The 17,683-nt window shown below is 63.6% G+C and carries 19 protein-coding genes; 4 read left to right on the top strand and 15 right to left on the bottom strand.

What is annotated here, in order from left to right; genetic code table 11:
• Positions 1 to 8: 8 nt before the first annotated feature.
• Genes QRN54_RS30550 through sigE form a run of 3 tightly spaced genes read right to left on the bottom strand, consistent with a single transcriptional unit; the run spans position 9 to position 2,580 of the window.
• Positions 9 to 1,541, bottom strand: a complete 1,533-nt coding sequence (locus QRN54_RS30550; RefSeq protein WP_502944081.1) for a S1C family serine protease — start codon at positions 1,539 to 1,541, stop codon at positions 9 to 11.
• 30 nt (positions 1,542 to 1,571) lie between these two features.
• Positions 1,572 to 1,931 (bottom strand): hypothetical protein, encoded by a 360-nt coding sequence (locus QRN54_RS30545; protein WP_003945180.1) that lies wholly within the window; start codon positions 1,929 to 1,931, stop codon positions 1,572 to 1,574.
• A 52-nt stretch (positions 1,932 to 1,983) separates the two neighbouring features.
• On the bottom strand, positions 1,984 to 2,580 hold the full coding sequence (gene sigE, locus QRN54_RS30540; RefSeq protein ID WP_029255812.1) for an RNA polymerase sigma factor SigE: 597 nt from the start codon (positions 2,578 to 2,580) through the stop codon (positions 1,984 to 1,986).
• 330 nt (positions 2,581 to 2,910) lie between these two features.
• On the opposite strand from sigE, the gene QRN54_RS30535 reads away from it, so the two are divergent.
• Positions 2,911 to 3,546 (top strand): O-methyltransferase, encoded by a 636-nt coding sequence (locus QRN54_RS30535; protein ID WP_007736091.1) that lies wholly within the window; start codon positions 2,911 to 2,913, stop codon positions 3,544 to 3,546.
• Here the strand turns inward: QRN54_RS30535 and glgC are convergent.
• Positions 3,543 to 4,757: a glucose-1-phosphate adenylyltransferase gene (glgC, locus tag QRN54_RS30530; RefSeq protein WP_003945185.1), complete on the bottom strand. Its 1,215-nt coding sequence runs from the start codon at positions 4,755 to 4,757 to the stop codon at positions 3,543 to 3,545. The two genes, QRN54_RS30535 and glgC, sit on opposite strands and share 4 nt — an antisense overlap.
• A gap of 132 nt (positions 4,758 to 4,889) precedes the next feature.
• Between glgC and glgA the strand changes: the two genes are divergently transcribed.
• Positions 4,890 to 6,062 (top strand): glycogen synthase, encoded by a 1,173-nt coding sequence (gene glgA / locus QRN54_RS30525; RefSeq protein ID WP_285183847.1) that lies wholly within the window; start codon positions 4,890 to 4,892, stop codon positions 6,060 to 6,062.
• A 6-nt stretch (positions 6,063 to 6,068) separates the two neighbouring features.
• On the opposite strand, the gene QRN54_RS30520 is transcribed toward glgA, so the two are convergent.
• The 10 genes from QRN54_RS30520 to dapE form a co-directional block, all read right to left on the bottom strand.
• Complete coding sequence (locus QRN54_RS30520) at positions 6,069 to 6,908, bottom strand: putative RNA methyltransferase (protein WP_054832111.1); 840 nt, start codon at positions 6,906 to 6,908, stop codon at positions 6,069 to 6,071.
• A gap of 117 nt (positions 6,909 to 7,025) precedes the next feature.
• Entirely contained in the window at positions 7,026 to 7,193 is a 168-nt protein-coding gene (locus QRN54_RS30515; RefSeq protein ID WP_003945169.1) for a DUF3117 domain-containing protein, read from the bottom strand.
• A 151-nt stretch (positions 7,194 to 7,344) separates the two neighbouring features.
• Positions 7,345 to 7,914, bottom strand: coding sequence for a DNA-3-methyladenine glycosylase I (locus tag QRN54_RS30510; RefSeq protein ID WP_030536943.1), 570 nt, complete (start codon positions 7,912 to 7,914; stop codon positions 7,345 to 7,347).
• Positions 7,914 to 8,291: a DivIVA domain-containing protein gene (locus QRN54_RS30505; RefSeq protein WP_003945181.1), complete on the bottom strand. Its 378-nt coding sequence runs from the start codon at positions 8,289 to 8,291 to the stop codon at positions 7,914 to 7,916. The genes QRN54_RS30510 and QRN54_RS30505 overlap by 1 nt, the downstream gene beginning before the upstream one ends.
• Positions 8,292 to 8,323: 32 nt before the next feature.
• Complete coding sequence (locus QRN54_RS30500; protein WP_003945188.1) at positions 8,324 to 9,265, bottom strand: glucosyl-3-phosphoglycerate synthase; 942 nt, start codon at positions 9,263 to 9,265, stop codon at positions 8,324 to 8,326.
• Positions 9,262 to 10,161, bottom strand: coding sequence for a dihydropteroate synthase (folP, locus tag QRN54_RS30495; RefSeq protein WP_099697854.1), 900 nt, complete (start codon positions 10,159 to 10,161; stop codon positions 9,262 to 9,264). Before folP ends, QRN54_RS30500 begins: the two co-directional genes overlap by 4 nt.
• A 30-nt stretch (positions 10,162 to 10,191) precedes the next feature.
• Positions 10,192 to 11,964 carry a long-chain-acyl-CoA synthetase gene (locus QRN54_RS30490; RefSeq protein WP_003945170.1) on the bottom strand — a complete coding sequence of 591 codons (1,773 nt, stop codon included), beginning with the start codon at positions 11,962 to 11,964 and terminating at the stop codon, positions 10,192 to 10,194.
• A 112-nt stretch (positions 11,965 to 12,076) separates the two neighbouring features.
• On the bottom strand, positions 12,077 to 12,634 hold the full coding sequence (locus QRN54_RS30485) for an LOG family protein (RefSeq protein ID WP_003945191.1): 558 nt from the start codon (positions 12,632 to 12,634) through the stop codon (positions 12,077 to 12,079).
• Entirely contained in the window at positions 12,628 to 13,431 is an 804-nt protein-coding gene (locus QRN54_RS30480; protein WP_285183846.1) for an LOG family protein, read from the bottom strand. Before QRN54_RS30480 ends, QRN54_RS30485 begins: the two co-directional genes overlap by 7 nt.
• 16 nt (positions 13,432 to 13,447) lie before the next feature.
• A complete protein-coding gene (gene dapE / locus QRN54_RS30475; RefSeq protein ID WP_030536946.1) occupies positions 13,448 to 14,518 on the bottom strand; it encodes a succinyl-diaminopimelate desuccinylase in 1,071 nt (356 codons plus the stop codon).
• Between the two features lie 49 nt (positions 14,519 to 14,567).
• Here dapE and dapD point away from each other — a divergent pair, with 49 nt between their 5' ends.
• Together dapD and QRN54_RS30465 are read left to right on the top strand one after the other, a co-directional pair.
• Positions 14,568 to 15,521 carry a 2,3,4,5-tetrahydropyridine-2,6-dicarboxylate N-succinyltransferase gene (gene dapD, locus QRN54_RS30470; protein ID WP_285183845.1) on the top strand — a complete coding sequence of 318 codons (954 nt, stop codon included), beginning with the start codon at positions 14,568 to 14,570 and terminating at the stop codon, positions 15,519 to 15,521.
• A complete protein-coding gene (locus QRN54_RS30465) occupies positions 15,521 to 16,903 on the top strand; it encodes an amino acid permease (protein ID WP_058228135.1) in 1,383 nt (460 codons plus the stop codon). The genes dapD and QRN54_RS30465 overlap by 1 nt, the downstream gene beginning before the upstream one ends.
• Before the next feature lie 38 nt (positions 16,904 to 16,941).
• On the opposite strand, the gene QRN54_RS30460 is transcribed toward QRN54_RS30465, so the two are convergent.
• The coding region (locus QRN54_RS30460) for an ABC transporter permease (RefSeq protein ID WP_285183844.1) at positions 16,942 to 17,683 on the bottom strand (742 nt) is incomplete at its 5' end.

Raw genomic sequence — 17,683 nt, 5'->3', positions numbered from 1 at the left:
GGGTCCGATCAGTCCGACACCGGCGTGACCGAAATGTCGACCTGCCGTCCGTCGCGGATCAACTGAACGTTGACAGGCTGATCGACGGTCGTCGCGTTGACCGCAACCACCAATTCGTCGGCGCTTGTCACCGGTCGGTCACCGACCTTGACGATGACGTCACCCTCGACGATCCCCGCACGTTGAGCGGGGCTGCCGTCGCGCACGTTGGCCACCGCCGCACCACTGGTCGCGTCATTGACCGCGGTGCGGGCATTCACGCCGATGTCGGGGTGATGAACCTTGCCGTCGCGAATGATGGTCTGCGCCACCTCGGTGACCGTGTCGATCGGAATCGCGAAGCCGAGCCCGACCGAACCACCGGACTCACTGAGCATTGCGGTGTTGATGCCGATGACGCGGGCTTCATCGTCGACGAGCGCACCACCGGAGTTGCCGTGATTGATCGCCGCGTCGGTCTGGACGGCGTCGATGACGGCGTTGGTGTCGGTGCCTTCACCCGACAACCGCAGAGGCCGGTTCAGTGCACTGACGATTCCGCGGGTGACGGTCTTGCTCAATCCGAGCGGTGAGCCGACGGCGACGACGTCGTCGCCCACCTGAACATCCTCGGATTTTCCGAGCTGAGCGACCGTCAGATTGTTCGCCGACACCTTGAGCACTGCGAGGTCTGTCTTGACGTCACGTCCGACGATCTGGGCGTCGGTCTTGGTTCCGTCGGAGAAGATCACCTGGATCTTCGCGTCCTGAGCGGGCGGAACGGCCGAGGAGATCACGTGGTTGTTGGTGACGATGTATCCGGCGCCGTCGATGACCACACCGGAACCCGTGCTGCCCTGGTCGCCGACGGCGACCTGAATCGACACCACTGATGGCAGTACCGCGTCGGCGACCTTCGCCACCTGAGACTCCGGCTGTTCCCCACCGCCGGATTGAACGAGCGTGACACGTGAGCTGGTGAGTGAACTGCGATCGGCAGTGATGACAGTGGCAAGCAACCCACCGACAAGAGCGATGACAAGCGCCATGCCCGCAAGCGCGGCCAGTGCCGAGGGGGCGACCTTGCGACCGAACAACAGCTCACGCACGTCGAGTTTCTGGGCGGGAGGCAACTGCACCGGCGCCTCGGACTCTGCGGGCTTGCCCAGCGAGACGGCGGATTCAGGATCACGCCACGGATCACGCGGCGGTTCTTCGTCGGGCGTGTTGTTCGCCGTCGCCTCGGGATCGCGACCGATCGACTCGGTGGCGTCTGCGGGTCGACCGAACGCTTCGGCCAGAACCGGGTCCGGAGTCCCGATCACGACATCGGAGGACGGAGAGGACGGAGTCGATCGCGCGGCCACCGGAGTGAACGAGCCCTCGACTCCACTCGGCCGACCGAACACCTGGCGCGAGGCCGGATCGATCTGGGGTCGATAGACCGGACGGGGGTCGAGAACCGGCGCATCTGCCGGTCTGTCCACCGAACCGTTTGCCGAAGAATCCGAACTCACTCCGGAGTGCCCCCTTTTTCCGTCAGTCACATGGTCCAGTATCACTGATCCGCGCCGGGAAGCTGGCGCGCGGCGTCATTTGCGCCAGCGACGGGACAACCTCTTGCTGATGGTGGAGAAGCCGGCGGGTTGATTACCGACGGAACTGTCGGCGTTTTCCGAATTCGGCCCGGTAGTCGGACTGTTGCACGAAGGAATCTGGCTGAGAAGTCCCACCAGGGACAACGGCATCGTCATCTCGCCGCTTCGACGCAGCGCACCACGTGCCTGCTGCTGAGCATCGACGGCCGCAGCGCACTCGGCACAGATCGAGATGTGATGCGAGGCCCGCAAGTAGGCCTGCATTCGGAGTTCTCCGTCGACGTAGGCAGCGATTGCCTCGCTGGCCAGATGTTCGGTCGAACCGAACTGGCGATGTGCCCGCGCCTCCGTCATTCGTCCCTCCAGGTGATTGACCACGTCCCGCTCTGTAGCTCGAACCCGACCGTCAGAAACCGACGAGTTCGGATTCGGCTGCGCGCTGCGCTGCCAGATGATCACGAATCGCCTGTCGCCCACGATGGATACGGCTACGAACCGTTCCGAGCTTCACTCCCAGTGTGGCACCGATTTCCTCGTACGACAGACCTTCGATGTCACAGAGCACGACAGCGGCACGAAATTCAGGTGCGAGCGAGTCCAGTGCGGCTTGCAGACCTGCGTCGAGGCGCGCGTCGTGGTAGATCTGCTCGGGGTCGGGACCGGGCGAGGGAACGCGGTCGTAGTCCTCGGGCAGCGCTTCCATACGGATGCGATTGCGTCGGCGAACCATGTCGAGGAACAGGTTTGTGGTGATGCGGTGCAACCAGCCCTCGAAAGTTCCGGGCTGATAATCGGAGAGCGAGCGGAACACCCGGATGAAGGTGTCCTGCGTCAAGTCCTCGGCATCCTGGGCATCGCCTGACAACCGGTAGGCCAGGCGGTACACCCGGTCACCGTGCTGACGCACGAGTTCGTCCCAAGACGGCATGGAGGACTTCTCACCAGTTGCATCGAACACAGCAGTGCCGATCAATTCGGAATCCACAGCCGATTCCGTCGTCAAAACTTCCGACTCTCGAGGGCGAGGCTCGTCGTTGACCTGGTAAATAAGTTGATCCTCCTGCTCGGGATCGCGTAGTTCGATCACCGCGTTGTCCGAATCACGTGATGCGCGATATTCGGGAGAACCAGCCGATGCTGTGATTTGTTCCCGATCACCGAGCTGCGAAAGATCAACTTGGTAGAAATCGATACCGCCGTGCGATCTTCGATCCGGCGATGTATACACCTTTTCTCATCGCGGTGTGCACGCCATATGAGGAGCCTGAGGGATTCCTGAGAATCCTGGTGACTGCGCGCCTTGCAGCGACAATCCGAACCGCCCGATAACCTCATGAGCGTGACCCACGCCGAACAGATACTCCGCCACGTCGAGGACGTAGTTTCCGAGGACGAGATTTTGACCGCGGCGCGAGATCGAGCGCTGGATCTCGGAGCCCATCCGGTGACGCCCGCCGTCGGTGCGACGCTCGCGATGTTCGCGAGGATGCTCGACGCGAAGACGGCCGTCGAGGTGGGTACCGGAGCCGGCGTGAGCAGCCTGTGGCTTCTGCACGGAATGCGCGACGACGGCGTCCTGACCACGATCGACAGCGAACCCGAACATCAGCGGGCCGCCAAGCTGACCTTCCGCGAAAGCGGAATCGCTCCGGCACGCACTCGCCTGATCAACGGACGGGCTCTCGACGTGCTTCCCCGGCTCGCCGACGGCGGCTACGACCTGGTATTCGTCGACTGCGCCGCGATCGACCACCCGCACTACGTCCGCGAAGGTGTCCGCCTGCTGCGCTCCGGCGGTGTCATCGTTCTGCACAACGCCCTGGCCGACGGCCGCGTTGCAGACAGCTCCGCACGCGACGCGACAACGGTTGCGGTCCGAGAAGCGGCAAAGGCCGTGACCGAGGACGAGCGACTCATTCGAGTCCTCCTCCCCCTCGGTGACGGCCTCCTCTGCGCGAGCAAGCTCTAGATCCAGACGCCCTTACCGATGGCGACGACGCCACCCTGACTGACGGCAAATCGTTCGCGGTCACGTTCGAGATCGACGCCGATGATTTCGCCGTCACCGACGACGACGTTCTTGTCGAGGATCGCTCGCCGTACGACGGCACCCTTGCCGATGCGCACACCCGGCATCAGCACGCTGCCCTCGACGGTCGCACCGTCCTCGATCATCACGTTGGAACTGAGTACCGAATTGCGCACGGTCGCCGCGGACAGGATCGACCCCGCACCGACGACCGATTCCTGCGCGAGTCCGCCCTTCACGAACTTTGCGGGCGCGAGATTCTCGGTGGCGCCGCGGATGGGCCAGCGACGGTTGTAGAGATTGAAGATCGGGTGCACCGACACCAGGTCCATGTGAGCGTCGTAGAAGGCGTCGAGGGTACCGACGTCACGCCAGTAGCCGCGGTCTCGATCGGTGGCACCGGGAACGACGTTGTCCTTGAAGTCGTAGACCGACGCCTCACCCGCGGCGACCAAGGCGGGAATGATGTCGCCGCCCATGTCGTGATCGGAATCGGAATTCTCTGAATCAGCGCGGATGGCGTCCACGAGTACCTTGGTGGTGAACACATAGTTACCCATGGACGCGAACGTCGAATTGGGGTCGTCCGGTGTCCCGGGAGGATGGGCGGGCTTTTCCAGGAATTGGGTGATGCGTCCGGACTCGTCACTGTCGATGCAGCCGAAAGCAAAAGCCTCACTTCGCGGTACACGAATACCCGCGACCGTCACGCCTGCCCCGGATTCGATGTGGTGCTGAACCATCTGTTCCGGATCCATCCGGTACACGTGGTCGGCACCGAAAACCACGATGTACTCGGGGTCCTCGTCGTAAACGAGATTGAGCGACTGCAGGATTGCGTCGGCACTGCCGGTGTACCAGCGCGGCCCGAGTCGCTGCTGGGCCGGGACCGGGGTGATGTACTCACCCGCGAACCCGGACAATCGCCACGTCTGCGAAATGTGGCGGTCGAGTGAATGTGACTTGTATTGCGTCAACACACAAATACGCAGATATCCCGCGTTGACAAGGTTGCTCAACACGAAGTCGATAAGTCGATATGCACCTCCGAAGGGCACTGCGGGCTTCGCTCTGTCCGCGGTCAGCGGATACAAGCGTTTGCCCTCGCCCCCGGCGAGCACGATTCCAAGCACATGCGGCTGGCTTCTCACACCGCTAACCTATCCGCACTGGTGAACTCCCGCTAGCGAAGCAGTCCGAGAGGTCCGATCGTGTCCCCCTCCGAACGGTCGGGGATAACGTGATCGGTAGCCGGATCGACCACGGGCGGTTAGGTTTAGCGCGTGCGAGTCGCGATGATGACCAAGGAATACCCGCCGGAGATCTACGGCGGCGCAGGAGTACACGTAACCGAGCTCGTCGCTCAGATGAAACGGCTGTGCGAGGTCGACGTGCACTGCATGGGCGCCCCGCGCGAAGGCGCGACCGTCCACTCTCCCGACCCCGCTCTCGCCGGATCCAACCCGGCCCTGACGACGCTCTCCACCGAACTGCGCATGGCGGACGCCGCGGCCGGTGTCGACATCGTCCACTCCCACACCTGGTACACCGGACTGGCCGGGCATCTCGCGTCGGCTCTCTACGACGTGCCGCACATCCTCACCGCGCACTCACTCGAGCCCAGACGCCCGTGGAAGGCCGAACAGCTAGGCGGCGGCTATCGGATCTCGTCGTGGTCCGAACGCAACGCCGTCGAGCACGCAGACGCGATCATCGCCGTCAGTTCCGGTATGCGACTCGACGTCCTCGACGCGTACCCCGCTGTCGATCCGAGTCGCGTTCACGTAGTCCGCAACGGAATCGACACCGAGGTATGGCATCCCGGGGGATCTGCGCCGGGAGCACAGTCCGCACTCGCGTCGATCGGCGTCGACCCGGCAAAACCCATCGTGGCCTTTGTCGGACGCATCACGAGGCAGAAGGGCGTCGGGCACCTCGTCGCGGCAGCCCACCACTTCGACCCGGAGATTCAGCTCGTGCTGTGCGCCGGCGCTCCCGATACGCCGGAGATCGCCGCCGAGACGGCGAAGGCGGTGGCCGAACTCGCCCGGCACCGGGGCAATGTCTACTGGGTGCGCGAGATGCTCCCGACCGAGCAGATCAGGGAAATACTTTCGGCAGCAACGGTATTCGTCTGCCCTTCGGTGTACGAACCCCTCGGGATCGTCAATCTCGAAGCCATGGCGTGTGAGACCGCCGTGGTCGCTTCCGACGTCGGCGGCATCCCCGAGGTGGTCGCCGACGGCGTCACCGGTCGACTCGTGCACTACAACGCCTACGAGCCGACCGCATTCGAGGAATCGCTCGCGGCCACCGTCAATGCCGTTGTCGCCGACCGAGAAGGCGCCGACGCGATGGGTCGTGCGGGCAGGATCCGTGCGATCGACGAGTTCTCCTGGGCCGAAATCGCCAAGCAGACGCTCGAGGTCTACGCGGACGCCGTCACGAGACGCTGATCCGCGTCAGATCTTGCGATAGGTCGAGACCGTCGCCGACGCGGTGACGGTGCTCGGCTGCGGCAGCTTCGCCACGGCGGCAGCCAGATCGGCGGGCGTCAGGTGTCTCGCCGACGGTCCCATCCCCACCAAGTCGAGGACGTCCTGGTGTGAGAGTGACATCGTGAACTCGACCTCGTCGCTACTCACACGCTCGAAGTATCCGGCCATCGACGATTCGAGACGTTCCACCTTGCGGTCGTCGACCCGGACCATCGCGAGAATGTCGATCAGCTCGCGCAGATGCCTGTCGGTGGGCGTCAGGACCACCAGAACGCCGTCTTCGGCGAGAACTCGATGGGACTGCGGACCGTTACGAGGAGCGAACACACAGAGCACGTGAGAGAGCGCTCCGTCGCGAATGGGCAGTGGTTGCCAGACGTCTGCGACGATCGAACCGATTCTTTCGTGGACCTTCGCGGCACGCCGGGCCGCGAACTTGGACACGTCCAAGGCTATCGCCCGAGAATCAGGCAGCGAATCCACGACGTGTGCGAGGTATTGTCCTGTGCCTGCGCCGATTTCGACGATCCGCGCGGGATCCGACCTCGCCGTCGTCGCGCAGGCTCGGGTGACGGCATCCATCAGCGGGCCGAAGTGGCCGGCGCCGAGCAATCGTGCACGCGCGGCAATCATCTCGGCACTGTCGCCGGTGAACTTCGTGGCACCGCCACTGATCAGGCTCACGTAACCCTGGCGAGCGATATCGAATCGATGTCCGCGGTCGCACTCGGCGGCGCCGTCCACCAATTCCAGATCAGCAGCACACTGCGGGCAGGACAGAAGATCGATCACGGCGGCAAGCATTGATCCGTCCTTTCGGCTACCGGCGGTGCGCACACACTTCAGGCCCCGTACCGAAACGGATACGGAGCCTGCGTGCAATCACGTGCTGTTGTTTGTACTGCTACAACCTGGACCCGACTAGCTGGTGACGTTCGTGAGTTCCACACCGAGCGCTGCAGCTTCATCCGGGGTCAGCTCGACGACGAGGCGTCCGCCACCCTCGAGTGGAACCCGCATGACGATTCCTCGTCCCTCTTTGGTTGCTTCGAGGGGACCGTCCCCGGTCCGGGGCTTCATGGCCGCCATCCTCTGCTCCCTCCAGATCTGCGCTGCATTGCTCTGCGCCTCGACTAACGGTGCGCCCCGCCAACAATCAGCGAGGCTCGTACCCTCCATTGTTCCCTATGGATGCGGGAACCGGGAATCTGAGTCACATTTAGGGGTGTTCAGTCGACCGTCACACCTGCACCGGAACCCAGCAATCAGCCACGTGATCATCGACCATTCCGGTAGCCTGCATGAGCGCATAAGCCGTGGTAGGACCCACAAACTTGAACCCGCGCCGCTTGAGTTCCTTAGCCATGGCAGTCGACTCGGGAGTGACCGCGGGAACCTCTGCAATTGATGTCAGTCTTCTGGTGCGTCGAGGCGGCGAGAACGACCAGAGTAACGAATCGAGGTCCAGATCGGGCGAATTCACGAGCACTCGGGCGTTGGAAATCGTCGCCTCGATCTTCGCGCGATTGCGGACGATCGCGGCATCGGAGAGCAATCTCTCGACATCCGCAACTCCGTACGCTGCGACCTTGTCCGGATCGAACCCGTCGAAGGCTTCGCGGAACGCCTCGCGTTTGCGCAGAATCGTGATCCACGAAAGTCCCGATTGGAATGCTTCGAGGGCGAGTCGTTCGAACAGTTCGTCGCGCCCGTGCAGCGGACGCCCCCACTCCTCGTCGTGATAGTCGCGGTAGAGCGTGTCGCCGGGCGTCTCGACCACCCAGCCGCACCGAACGAGTCCGTCGGCCATCAGCCCTGGGAATCCTTCGATTCGGATACGGTCTCAGGCTCCTCCTGCGATGCTTCGGCCTTGGCCGGAGCATCCGCTTTCACCAGGACCTCAGACCGCTCGTCACGGCCCAGTTGTGCACGCAGAGAATCGATTTCCAACCCGAGGCGATGCAGGGCCCAATCCACTTCACTCGCCTTGTAGCCACGCAGCACCTGCTGAAAACGCAGCGCGTCGACATCCGCCCCGGTGACGTCCTCTGCCGGGAGTACGGTCGCCGTCGTGCCAGGAGGCAGCGGCGGCAGCTCTTCCGAGCGCCCGAACACAGCGCTGGCGGCGAGGAAGATCATCGCGCCGACCAGAGCCATGACAATCAGGTACAGGAGGATCGTCATCATGGACCGATACTCCCATACCCGAGTGTGAGCGGTCAGACCCCCGCGGTGCGCACTATCGAATTCATCGGGGGTCGATCGAGTAGCGAAACCTCGGTGGTCTCGGGCACGAAAGAATCGCCGTCGACCAGGAATTGGGTCAACCCGGCACCCGAATCCTCGATCCCGCACCGCCGGAGCATCGTTCCGATGATCTGCCGGCTCATCACACCGAGGTCGGCGAGCGGCCGGTTGCGATGCTTGCGCACACCGAGATTGACCTGACCGATCGCCGCCAGCCCCAACGTGTCGTACGTGTCGAGCAGAAGGCCGATCTCGACGCCGTAGCCGGGCGCGAACGGGACAGCGGACAGCAGCTCACGGGTGCCCGCGTATTCACCGCCAAGCGGTTGCAGTACCGACGTGAGTTCCGGCCGCAGCGCGGCCAACATGGGCCGCGCAACCAATTCCGTGACTCGCCCGCCGCCGTTGGCATCCTCCGTGCCGCTCACGCGCAGCGGACGGCGGTAGTAGCCCTTCACCAGATGGATGCCGTCAACCGTGAGCAGCGGCCCCAGCAGTTTGGGCACGAACGCCGGATCGGGATTGATGAGATCGGAGTCGACGAATGCGATCAGATCGCCGGTCGTTGCGGCGACCGAACGCCACAGCACCTCACCCTTGCCCGCGGTCGGCGGGATGGACGGGACTGCGCTCTCACGACTGATCACCGTCGCCCCCGCCGCGCGAGCACGCTCGGCGGTACGGTCGGTCGAACCGGAATCGAGAACGATCAACTCGTCGACCAAACCACCGAGCAACGGATGAATGGTGTCGACCACCGCAGCAACGGTGTCCTCTTCGTTGAGCGCGGGCAACACCACCGAGACGGTTCGGCCACCCTTCGCCCGTTCGAGCTCGGCGACCGTCCAACTCGGATGGTCCCAACTGTTGGCGTCTGCCCATACGCGGGTCGGGCCCGCACCGGTGATGCTCATGCCAGACCTCGAACCGTACGTACCGGGGCACGGCGTCCCTGGATCGCGGCCACCATGTCGACGACTCGACGGGTGGACGCCACCTCGTGAACACGGAACACCCGGGCGCCGCCCGCCGCGGCCATTGCTGTCGCTGCCAATGTTCCCTCCAACCTCTCGGAAAGCTCCACACCAAGAGTCTCCCCGATGAAGTCCTTATTACTCAGCGCCATCAGCACTGGCCACCCGGTGTTTACAAGAACGTCCACTTTCCGCAACAACTCGAGCCCGTGGAAGGTGTTCTTACCGAAATCGTGGGTGGGATCGATCAGGATCGCGTCACGCGGAACCCCGAGTGCCAGGGCGCGCTCTGCCGCCGACACGACCTCGGTGACCACATCTGCGACGACGTCGTCGTAGCGGACACGATGCGGGCGGGTGCGCGGAACCGCGCCACCCGTGTGCGAGCAGACGATCCCGGCACCAGTCTCGGCAGCAACCAGGACGAGGTCGGGATCCGCACCCGCCCACGTGTCGTTGATCAGGTCGGCGCCTTCGCCGCGTGCCAACCGCGCGACGCCGCTCCGCCAGGTGTCGACGCTGATGATCAGCTCGGGGTACTTGGCTCTGATCGCCGCGACGAACGGAACGACTCGCCTGACCTCTTCGTCGGCGTCGACGAGGTCACCGGGCCCAGCTTTCACTCCCCCGATGTCCACCAGATCGGCGCCCTCGTCGACGGCCCTGTCGACGGCAGCCATCGCTGCCGAATCCGAGAACGTCGCGCCTTGGTCGTAGAAGGAATCGGGAGTGCGGTTGACGATGGCCATCACCAGTGCACGGTCGACCGCGACCGGACGCCCACACAGGGTGGGCGCCGGACCTGGCTGCGCGGTAGAACCGGGGAGTGAAGACATGCCACTCATACTGGCATGACGGAACTCGGTCTAGCCCTTGGGTACCGAGCCCGCCGCGACCTTTCCGACGTATTCGTCGTACGAGTCCACGTAACCACCCTCGCGGCCTTCGAGAACGTGCAGAGTGTCGGCGCCGACGTCGTAACCCTCGTTGCGCAATTCCACCTTGCGCGACTTGAAAGTGCTGGTGTGTTCGAGTGAGTCGACGATGCGGATGAACAGCGGGACCGCGTAGTTGGGGAGCTTGCCGTAGAGGTGTGCCGCGACTTCACTTCCCTCCAAGCTTTGACCGTCCCGCAGCTTGACCGCCGCCATGCCCGCGCGACCGTCGGTGCCCGGAATCTCGACGCCGTAGACAACTGCTTCCTCGACGGCCGGGTGCGAACTCAAAGCGCCCTCGACCTCCGTGGTGGCGACGTTCTCTCCCTTCCAACGGAAGGTGTCGCCGAGACGGTCGACGAAGGCGACGTGGCCCCATCCCTGCTTGCGCACCAGGTCTCCGGTGTCGAACCAGGTGTCGTCGTCCTTGAATCCGCCGCGTACCAGTTTGCTGTTGCTCGCCGCTTCGTCGGTGTAACCGTCGAAAGGCGCCCGGTCGGTGACCTTCGACAGCAGGAGTCCGACCTGACCCGTGGAAACCTTGCGGAGTCGACCGTCGGCTCCACGCAACGCTTTTCCGGTGTCCTCGTCGAACTCCACGACGGCGTGCGGCAACGGGCAGATGCCGGCCGTCTTGTCGACGTTGAGTGCGTTGACGAACGCAATGTTGCATTCGCTCGCACCGTAGAACTCGGCGACGCGGGGTATGCCGAACCGCTGGGTGAATTCGGCCCAGATTTCAGGGCGCAGACCGTTACCCACCATCAGCCGAACAGCATTGTCGCTGTCGGTCGGCTTGACCGGCTGGTTGAGCAGATAGCGGCACAGTTCGCCGATGTAGGTGAACGCGGTCGCCTTGTTCAGTGCGATGTCGTCCCAGAACCGCGAGGCCGAGAACTGACGTCCGATCGCAATTGTCGCACCGGACGCGAGCACCGAGGACAGCGAGACCGTCAACGCGTTGTTGTGGTAGAGCGGCAGGCAGCAGTACAGGGTGTCCGAGCCGCGCAAGCGCACGCCCATCAACCCGAGCCCCGACATCGACTTCAACCAACGGAAGTGAGTCATCAAGCTGGCCTTGGGCATTCCGGTGGTGCCCGAGGTGAAGATGTAGAACGCCTTCTCCTTTGCCAGCACCTCGGCGGTGACCGCGGGGTTGGACGGATCAGCCGTCTTCGCCAGATCCGCGAGTTCGCTGACGAGAAGTTGGTTCGGTCCGCTAAATCCGGCGGGCAACGATTCGAGGGCTTCTTCGCACTCGTCGGCGACCACCAGGACCCGCGCGTCGAGGAGCGTAAGGCTGTGTGCCAGAACGTCGTCGCGCTGGTTGTAGTTCAGCATGCCCGCTGCAGCGCCGAGTTTTACCGCGGCCAAGGCGATCAGCAGCGCTTCGGGAGTGTTCTTTGCCAGCACTCCGACGACGTCTCCGCGGTCGACTCCTCGACCACGGAGAACGTCCGCGTAGCGGTTCACCAGTTCGTTGGCTTCCGCGTAACTGGTCGCGTGGCCCTCGAACCGGATGAACGGGCGCGACGGGTGCGCGTGCGCGGCCTTCTGGAAGATCAACCCGATCGATTCCTTGGCCGAAGGCTTACGGGTGAGCCCGGCGGCCCCCCGCGCCAGGATCGGCACCTCGGTGATCATCGACGGCAGTTTTGCCGCCAGATCGAGCAGGCCGACGGTCGAACGGGCTTCCGAACTCATGGCTCCCCTAACACGTATCCGGCGCCCATTCGGCCGCCCAGTCTGCGGCCACCTTACTGCACGGTAATAAAGCCCGCCATGCCCCAGGTCAGGGTTTCACGCACGCGTCTGATCAGGATTTGACGCACGCGTCGAGCGCGGCCTCGACGTCCGTCCTCACCAGCAGAGTGTCCAGCGCCTGACGCCCGACGAAGCCGGTCCCGTCGAGCTTGTTCAACCACTCGAGCAGGCCGGTGAAGTGGCCGACGGGATCGAGCATCACGACAGGTTTCTCGTGCATTCCCAGGTAGCCGGCTGTCCACGTCTCGAACAACTCTTCCAGCGTCCCGATTCCGCCGGGCAGCGTGATGAACGCGTCGGCGTGGTCTTCCATCAGCTTCTTGCGTTCGCGCATGGTGTCCGTGACGATCAGCTCGTCGGCATCGACGTCGGCAACTTCCTTGTGCACCAAGGCCTTCGGGATGACGCCGACGGTCCAGGCACCCGCCGCGCGAGCGGACTCGGCGACAGCGCCCATCATCGACACGTTGCCGCCACCCGAGACCAACTGCCATCCGCGTCGACCGATCGCGGTTCCCACCTCGGCAGCCAACGCCAGGAACGATTCGTCCACCGGACCCGACGCGCAGTAGACGCAGATCGAGTACTTCTTGTCGGAATCGGTCACCATTCTTCTTCTTTCCCCAGATCTGCGGCCTCGTCGACGCCCTTGTCGGCGTCGAGGACGATTCGTACTGCTTCTTCCACACTGTCGGTGACGTGCAGCAAGTTCACGTCACCTTCGGAAATCTTGCCGTCACGCTCGAGGGTGCCGCGGATCCAATCGACGAGTCCGGACCAGTACTCGGTACCGAACAGGACGATCGGGAAGCGCGTGACCTTGTGGGTCTGCACCAGGGTGAGTGCCTCGAACAGCTCGTCGAGTGTTCCGAAGCCACCCGGCAGGCAGATGAATGCCTGGGAGTACTTCACGAACATCGTCTTGCGTGCGAAGAAGTACCGGAAGTTGATTCCGAGATCCACCCACTCGTTGAGTCCCTGCTCGAACGGCAACTCGATGCCGAGGCCGATCGAGTACCCGCCGGCCTCACTGCAACCGCGGTTGGCAGCTTCCATCACTCCTGGCCCACCACCGGTGATGACGGCGTACCCGGCCTCGGCCAACGCCGTTCCCAGCTCGCGCCCGGATTGGTACTCGGGATGATCGACCGTGGTGCGGGCCGAACCGAACACCGTCACCGCACGCGGGACCTCGGCGAGTGCGCCGAAACCTTCGATGAATTCGCTCTGGATACGCAGCACACGCCACGGATCGGTGTGTACCCAATCCGTGGGTCCGCGCTTGTCGAGCAAGCGCTGATCCGTCGTGGTCTTCTCGTCCTTGCGCTTGCGTCGAAGCTGAACCGGCCCGCGGTGCTTGATCGACGAGCTCTGCTTCTTCGAAGCCGAATTCTTCTCTGGTGCCATGCGGCAAGGCTAACGGTCAGGCCGACAGATACTTCCTCAGCACGGCCGCGACGTCGGTGATCTGCTGCACCGGAACGTGCTCGTCGCGCTTGTGCGCGAGGTTCGGATCACCCGGTCCGTAGTTCACGGCAGGAATGCCGAGCGCCGAGAACCTGGACACGTCGGTCCACCCGTACTTCGCACGGAACTGACCACCGGCCGCCTCGATCAGGGCGGCAGCGGACGGGTTCGCCAAGCCGGGCAGCGCGCCGGGCGAGGAGTCGGTGACCTCGAATCCGAGGCCCAGACCGTCGAACACTTCGCGCACGTGCGCCTCGGCTTGTACCTCGCTGCGATCGGGCGCGAATCGGAAGTTGACGTCCATCTCGGCTTCGTCCGGGACGACGTTTCCGGCGACGCCACCGGAGATCCGCACCGCCGACAAGCCCTCGCGGTAGCCGCAACCGTCGATGTCGACCGAGCGCGGCTGGTAACTCGACAACCGCTCCAACGCTCCGCCGAACTTGTGAATGGCATTGTCCCCCAGCCAGGACCTGGCCGAATGGGCGCGAGTTCCCGAAGCCGTCAACCGCACCCGCATCGTGCCCTGACACCCGGCCTCGATGAAACCGGCCGTCGGCTCACCGAGAATTGCGACGTCCGCCGCGAGCCATTGCGGGATCTCGCGTTCGATCCGTCCCAGGCCGTTGTACGTTGCGGCGATCTCTTCGCAGTCGTAGAAGACGAGGGTCAGATCGTGGGCCAGGTTCTCGATGGTGGCCGCAAGGTGTAGGAAGACCGCGTCGCCCGACTTCATGTCCACGGTCCCGCAGCCGTGCAGGATGTCGCCGTCACGCCGCGAAGGAACGTTGTCCGCGATCGGCACCGTATCCAGATGTCCGGCGAGCATGACCCGACTGGGCAAACCACGCGACGTACGCGCCAACACGGCATTGCCGTTGCGGATGATCTCGAAGCCCGAAGTCTGCTCACGCAGCGCATCCTCGACAGCCTGCGCAATGACGGATTCGTCGTGCGAGACGCTGGGGATGTCGACCAGGGCGGCCGTCAAGTCGATGGGGTCCGAAGCAAGATCGAGGATGCTCACACGCACCAGCCTAGGCCGGTGCACCCACCACCCAGTAATCTCTAGTCCCGTGAGCGCACAGGGAGCAACAGCAGTAGGTATCGCCAACGTGACCGCGGACGGAACCGTCCTCGACACCTGGTTCCCGGCACCGGAGCTGGGAACATTCGACAAGACCGGTACCGAGAACGTCGAGGGAACAGATATTCCTTCCGATCTTGCACTGCTGGCAGGCACTGATGACGCTCGCGAGGTATCGCAGGTCGTCGTGCGCACCACCATCGCCGATCTCTCCAAGGCGCCGGTCGACGCACATGACGCCTACCTGCGCCTCCATCTCCTCTCGCACCGTCTCGTCGCACCCCACGGTGTCAACCTCGACGGCCAGTTCGGCCTGCTCAGCAACGTCGTGTGGACCAACTTCGGCCCGTGCGCCGTCGAAGGTTTCGAGCAGGTTCGCTCGCGTCTGCGCATCCGCGGCGTCGTGACCGTGTTCAGCGTCGACAAGTTCCCCCGCATGGTCGACTACGTCGTGCCGTCCGGAGTTCGCATCGGTGACGCGGACCGTGTCCGACTCGGTGCACACCTCGCCAGCGGAACGACCGTCATGCACGAGGGCTTCGTCAACTTCAACGCCGGCACCCTCGGCAACTCGATGGTCGAAGGTCGCATCTCGGCGGGCGTCGTCGTCGACGACGGATCCGATGTGGGCGGCGGCGCCTCGATCATGGGCACCCTCTCCGGTGGAGGCAAGGAAACGATCTCCCTCGGCAAGCGCTGCCTCCTCGGTGCAAACGCCGGCCTCGGCATTTCGCTCGGCGACGACTGCGTCCTCGAAGCGGGCCTCTACGTCACCGCCGGCACCAAGGTCACCGGCCCGGACGGAACCGTCGTCAAGGCCAAGGAACTGAGCGGCAAGTCGAACCTTCTCTTCCGTCGTAACTCGGTCTCGGGTGCCGTCGAGGTCGTGCCGTGGAAGGGCACCGGCGTCGAACTGAACGCTGCTTTGCACGCTAACGACTGATGAGTAGCACCGACGTCTCCGACGGAACAACCACTGCTCTCGGCCACGGTCTCAAGGTCCGCCATCTGACGATGATGGGCTTGGGCTCGGCCATCGGCGCCGGCCTGTTCCTCGGAACCGGCGTCGGTATCGCCAAGGCCGGGCCGGCCGTCCTGATCTCCTACATCCTTGCGGGCGCCGTCGTGGTGTTCGTGATGCGCATGCTCGGCGAGATGGGCGCCGCGATCCCGGCCAGCGGTTCCTTCTCTCACTACGCGCGCCTGGGGATCGGCGAGTGGGCCGGCTTCGTGATGGGCTGGCTCTACTGGTTCATGCTGATCATGGTGCTGGGCGCCGAGATCACCGGGGCTTCGGCGATCGTGAACGACTGGGTGCCGTCGATCCCGCAATGGGTTGTCGCCCTGGTCTTCGTGGTGTTCTTCGCCGTGGTGAACCTGGCCAAGGTCAGCAACTTCGGCGAGTTCGAGTTCTGGTTCGCCGCAATCAAAGTCACCGTCATCATCGCCTTCCTCGTCATCGGCGTCCTGCTGGTGTTCGGCATCCTCCCCGATACCGATCCGGTCGGTACGAGCAATCTGTTCGGGCAGGGCGGCTTCATGCCCAATGGATTGTCCGGCATAGCCGCAGGACTTCTCGTCGTGGCATTCGCCTTCGGTGGGATCGAGATCGTCACCATCGCCGCAGCCGAATCCGAGAATCCGGAACGCTCCATCGCCGTCGCTGTCCGGAGCGTCGTGTGGCGCATCAGCGTCTTCTACATCGGCGCCATCTCGATCATGGTTCTGGTGCTGCCCTGGAACGACCCCGAACTCGAGAGCGGCCCGTTTGTGGCCGTCCTGAACAAGGCGAACATTCCAGGCGTTGCCGGGTTCATGGAACTCGTCGTAGTGGTGGCGTTGCTTTCCGCCTTCAACGCCAACATCTACGGCACCTCTCGCATGGCGTTCTCACTTTCGCGCCGCGGCGACGGACCCGCCTTCATGGCGAAACTGTCGAGCACCGGAGTTCCGACCAATGCCGTTCTGCTGTCGGTGTTCTTCGGCTTCGTCAGCGTCCTGCTCAACTGGCTGCTCCCCGACGACCTGCTCGGCATCCTGCTCAACGCAGTCGGCGCTGCGCTGCTGGTCATCTGGATCTTCATCGTCGTCTCGCATCTGCGACTGCGAAAACAACTCGAAGCGTCGGGCAAGCTGACGGTTCGGATGTGGCTGTTCCCGTATCTGAGCTACGCGACACTCGCGATGCTTGGCGTCTTCGTCGTCCTCATGCTCTTCGACGCCGATGCCCGTGCACAGTTGATCTCGACCACCGTGTTGTTCCTCGTGATCGCGGCATTGGGTTTCCTGAACGCCCGTTGGCGTAAGCAGAATCAGCCCGTCTGATCCGTGTGCCTATGCATCCCGCCTGCTGATCCGTGTGCCTATGCATCCCGCCTGTTCACGACGACGATGCTGAGACCGAATACGACGAGCACGAAGAGGGCGAAGTAGATCAGGCTGCCCCAGGGTCCCCAGTGGAAATCGACGCTACCGCCGGAACCGAGAAAATTGTTGGCGTTCATGAACGGCAGGAACGGCATGATCTTCTCGCCGATACTTCCGAACAGGTTGAAAAGATTCTCGATCAGCAAGGGCCACAACAGCAGAAGCGCGATCGCACCTGCAGACTGCCGGAGCAACGCGCCGACTCCGACTGCTAGAACTACGCAGAAGAACGCGTAGATCGGTATTCCGTAGACGACCCGCCAGTTCTCGTCGCCGGACAGAGTCAGGAATCTTCCGGCGTCACCTGATGTGGCCTTCGTGAGGCCGAAGGCGCCGAACGACAACACGAGAGTCAGCACCGCTCCGAACCCACCGATGAGGCCCGCTTTGGCGATGAGCACCGAGGCGCGGTTCGGAACCGCCTGGAAGGTGGTGCGGATTGTCCCGAAACGATATTCGCTGGTGATCGCGAGAGCCGCCATGATCATCAGAACCAACACACCGAAGCCGGTCACTCCACTGAGTGCCCCCGAAACTGTCGGCATCATTGCACCGTTGGGGCTGCTGAGCGACGACTTGGCGCTCAGTCCGAAAACGGTAGCGAGTCCCAACCCGAGCACGATGATGATGACCGAGCACCACAGCGGCGACTTGGTCGTGGTGATCTTGATACGTTCA

This window comes from Rhodococcus sp. MEB032 (assembly GCF_030208925.1).
Classification (GTDB): Bacteria; Actinomycetota; Actinomycetes; order Mycobacteriales; family Mycobacteriaceae; genus Rhodococcus_F; species Rhodococcus_F qingshengii.
Note: the sequence above shows the minus strand (reverse complement) of the source record. Positions and strands in the feature narration are given on the sequence as shown.

Coding starts and splice junctions, on each gene's coding strand:
- QRN54_RS30545 (WP_003945180.1), bottom strand. CDS start 1,931: ATGACGGAGGCGCGGGCACATCGCCAGTTCGGTTCGACCGAACATCTG.
- QRN54_RS30535 (WP_007736091.1), top strand. CDS start 2,911: ATGAGCGTGACCCACGCCGAACAGATACTCCGCCACGTCGAGGACGTA.
- QRN54_RS30520 (WP_054832111.1), bottom strand. CDS start 6,908: ATGCTTGCCGCCGTGATCGATCTTCTGTCCTGCCCGCAGTGTGCTGCT.
- QRN54_RS30515 (WP_003945169.1), bottom strand. CDS start 7,193: ATGGCGGCCATGAAGCCCCGGACCGGGGACGGTCCCCTCGAAGCAACC.
- QRN54_RS30510 (WP_030536943.1), bottom strand. CDS start 7,914: ATGGCCGACGGACTCGTTCGGTGCGGCTGGGTGGTCGAGACGCCCGGC.
- QRN54_RS30505 (WP_003945181.1), bottom strand. CDS start 8,291: ATGATGACGATCCTCCTGTACCTGATTGTCATGGCTCTGGTCGGCGCG.
- QRN54_RS30500 (WP_003945188.1), bottom strand. CDS start 9,265: ATGAGCATCACCGGTGCGGGCCCGACCCGCGTATGGGCAGACGCCAAC.
- folP (WP_099697854.1), bottom strand. CDS start 10,161: ATGTCTTCACTCCCCGGTTCTACCGCGCAGCCAGGTCCGGCGCCCACC.
- QRN54_RS30490 (WP_003945170.1), bottom strand. CDS start 11,964: ATGAGTTCGGAAGCCCGTTCGACCGTCGGCCTGCTCGATCTGGCGGCA.
- QRN54_RS30485 (WP_003945191.1), bottom strand. CDS start 12,634: ATGGTGACCGATTCCGACAAGAAGTACTCGATCTGCGTCTACTGCGCG.
- QRN54_RS30480 (WP_285183846.1), bottom strand. CDS start 13,431: ATGGCACCAGAGAAGAATTCGGCTTCGAAGAAGCAGAGCTCGTCGATC.
- QRN54_RS30465 (WP_058228135.1), top strand. CDS start 15,521: ATGAGTAGCACCGACGTCTCCGACGGAACAACCACTGCTCTCGGCCAC.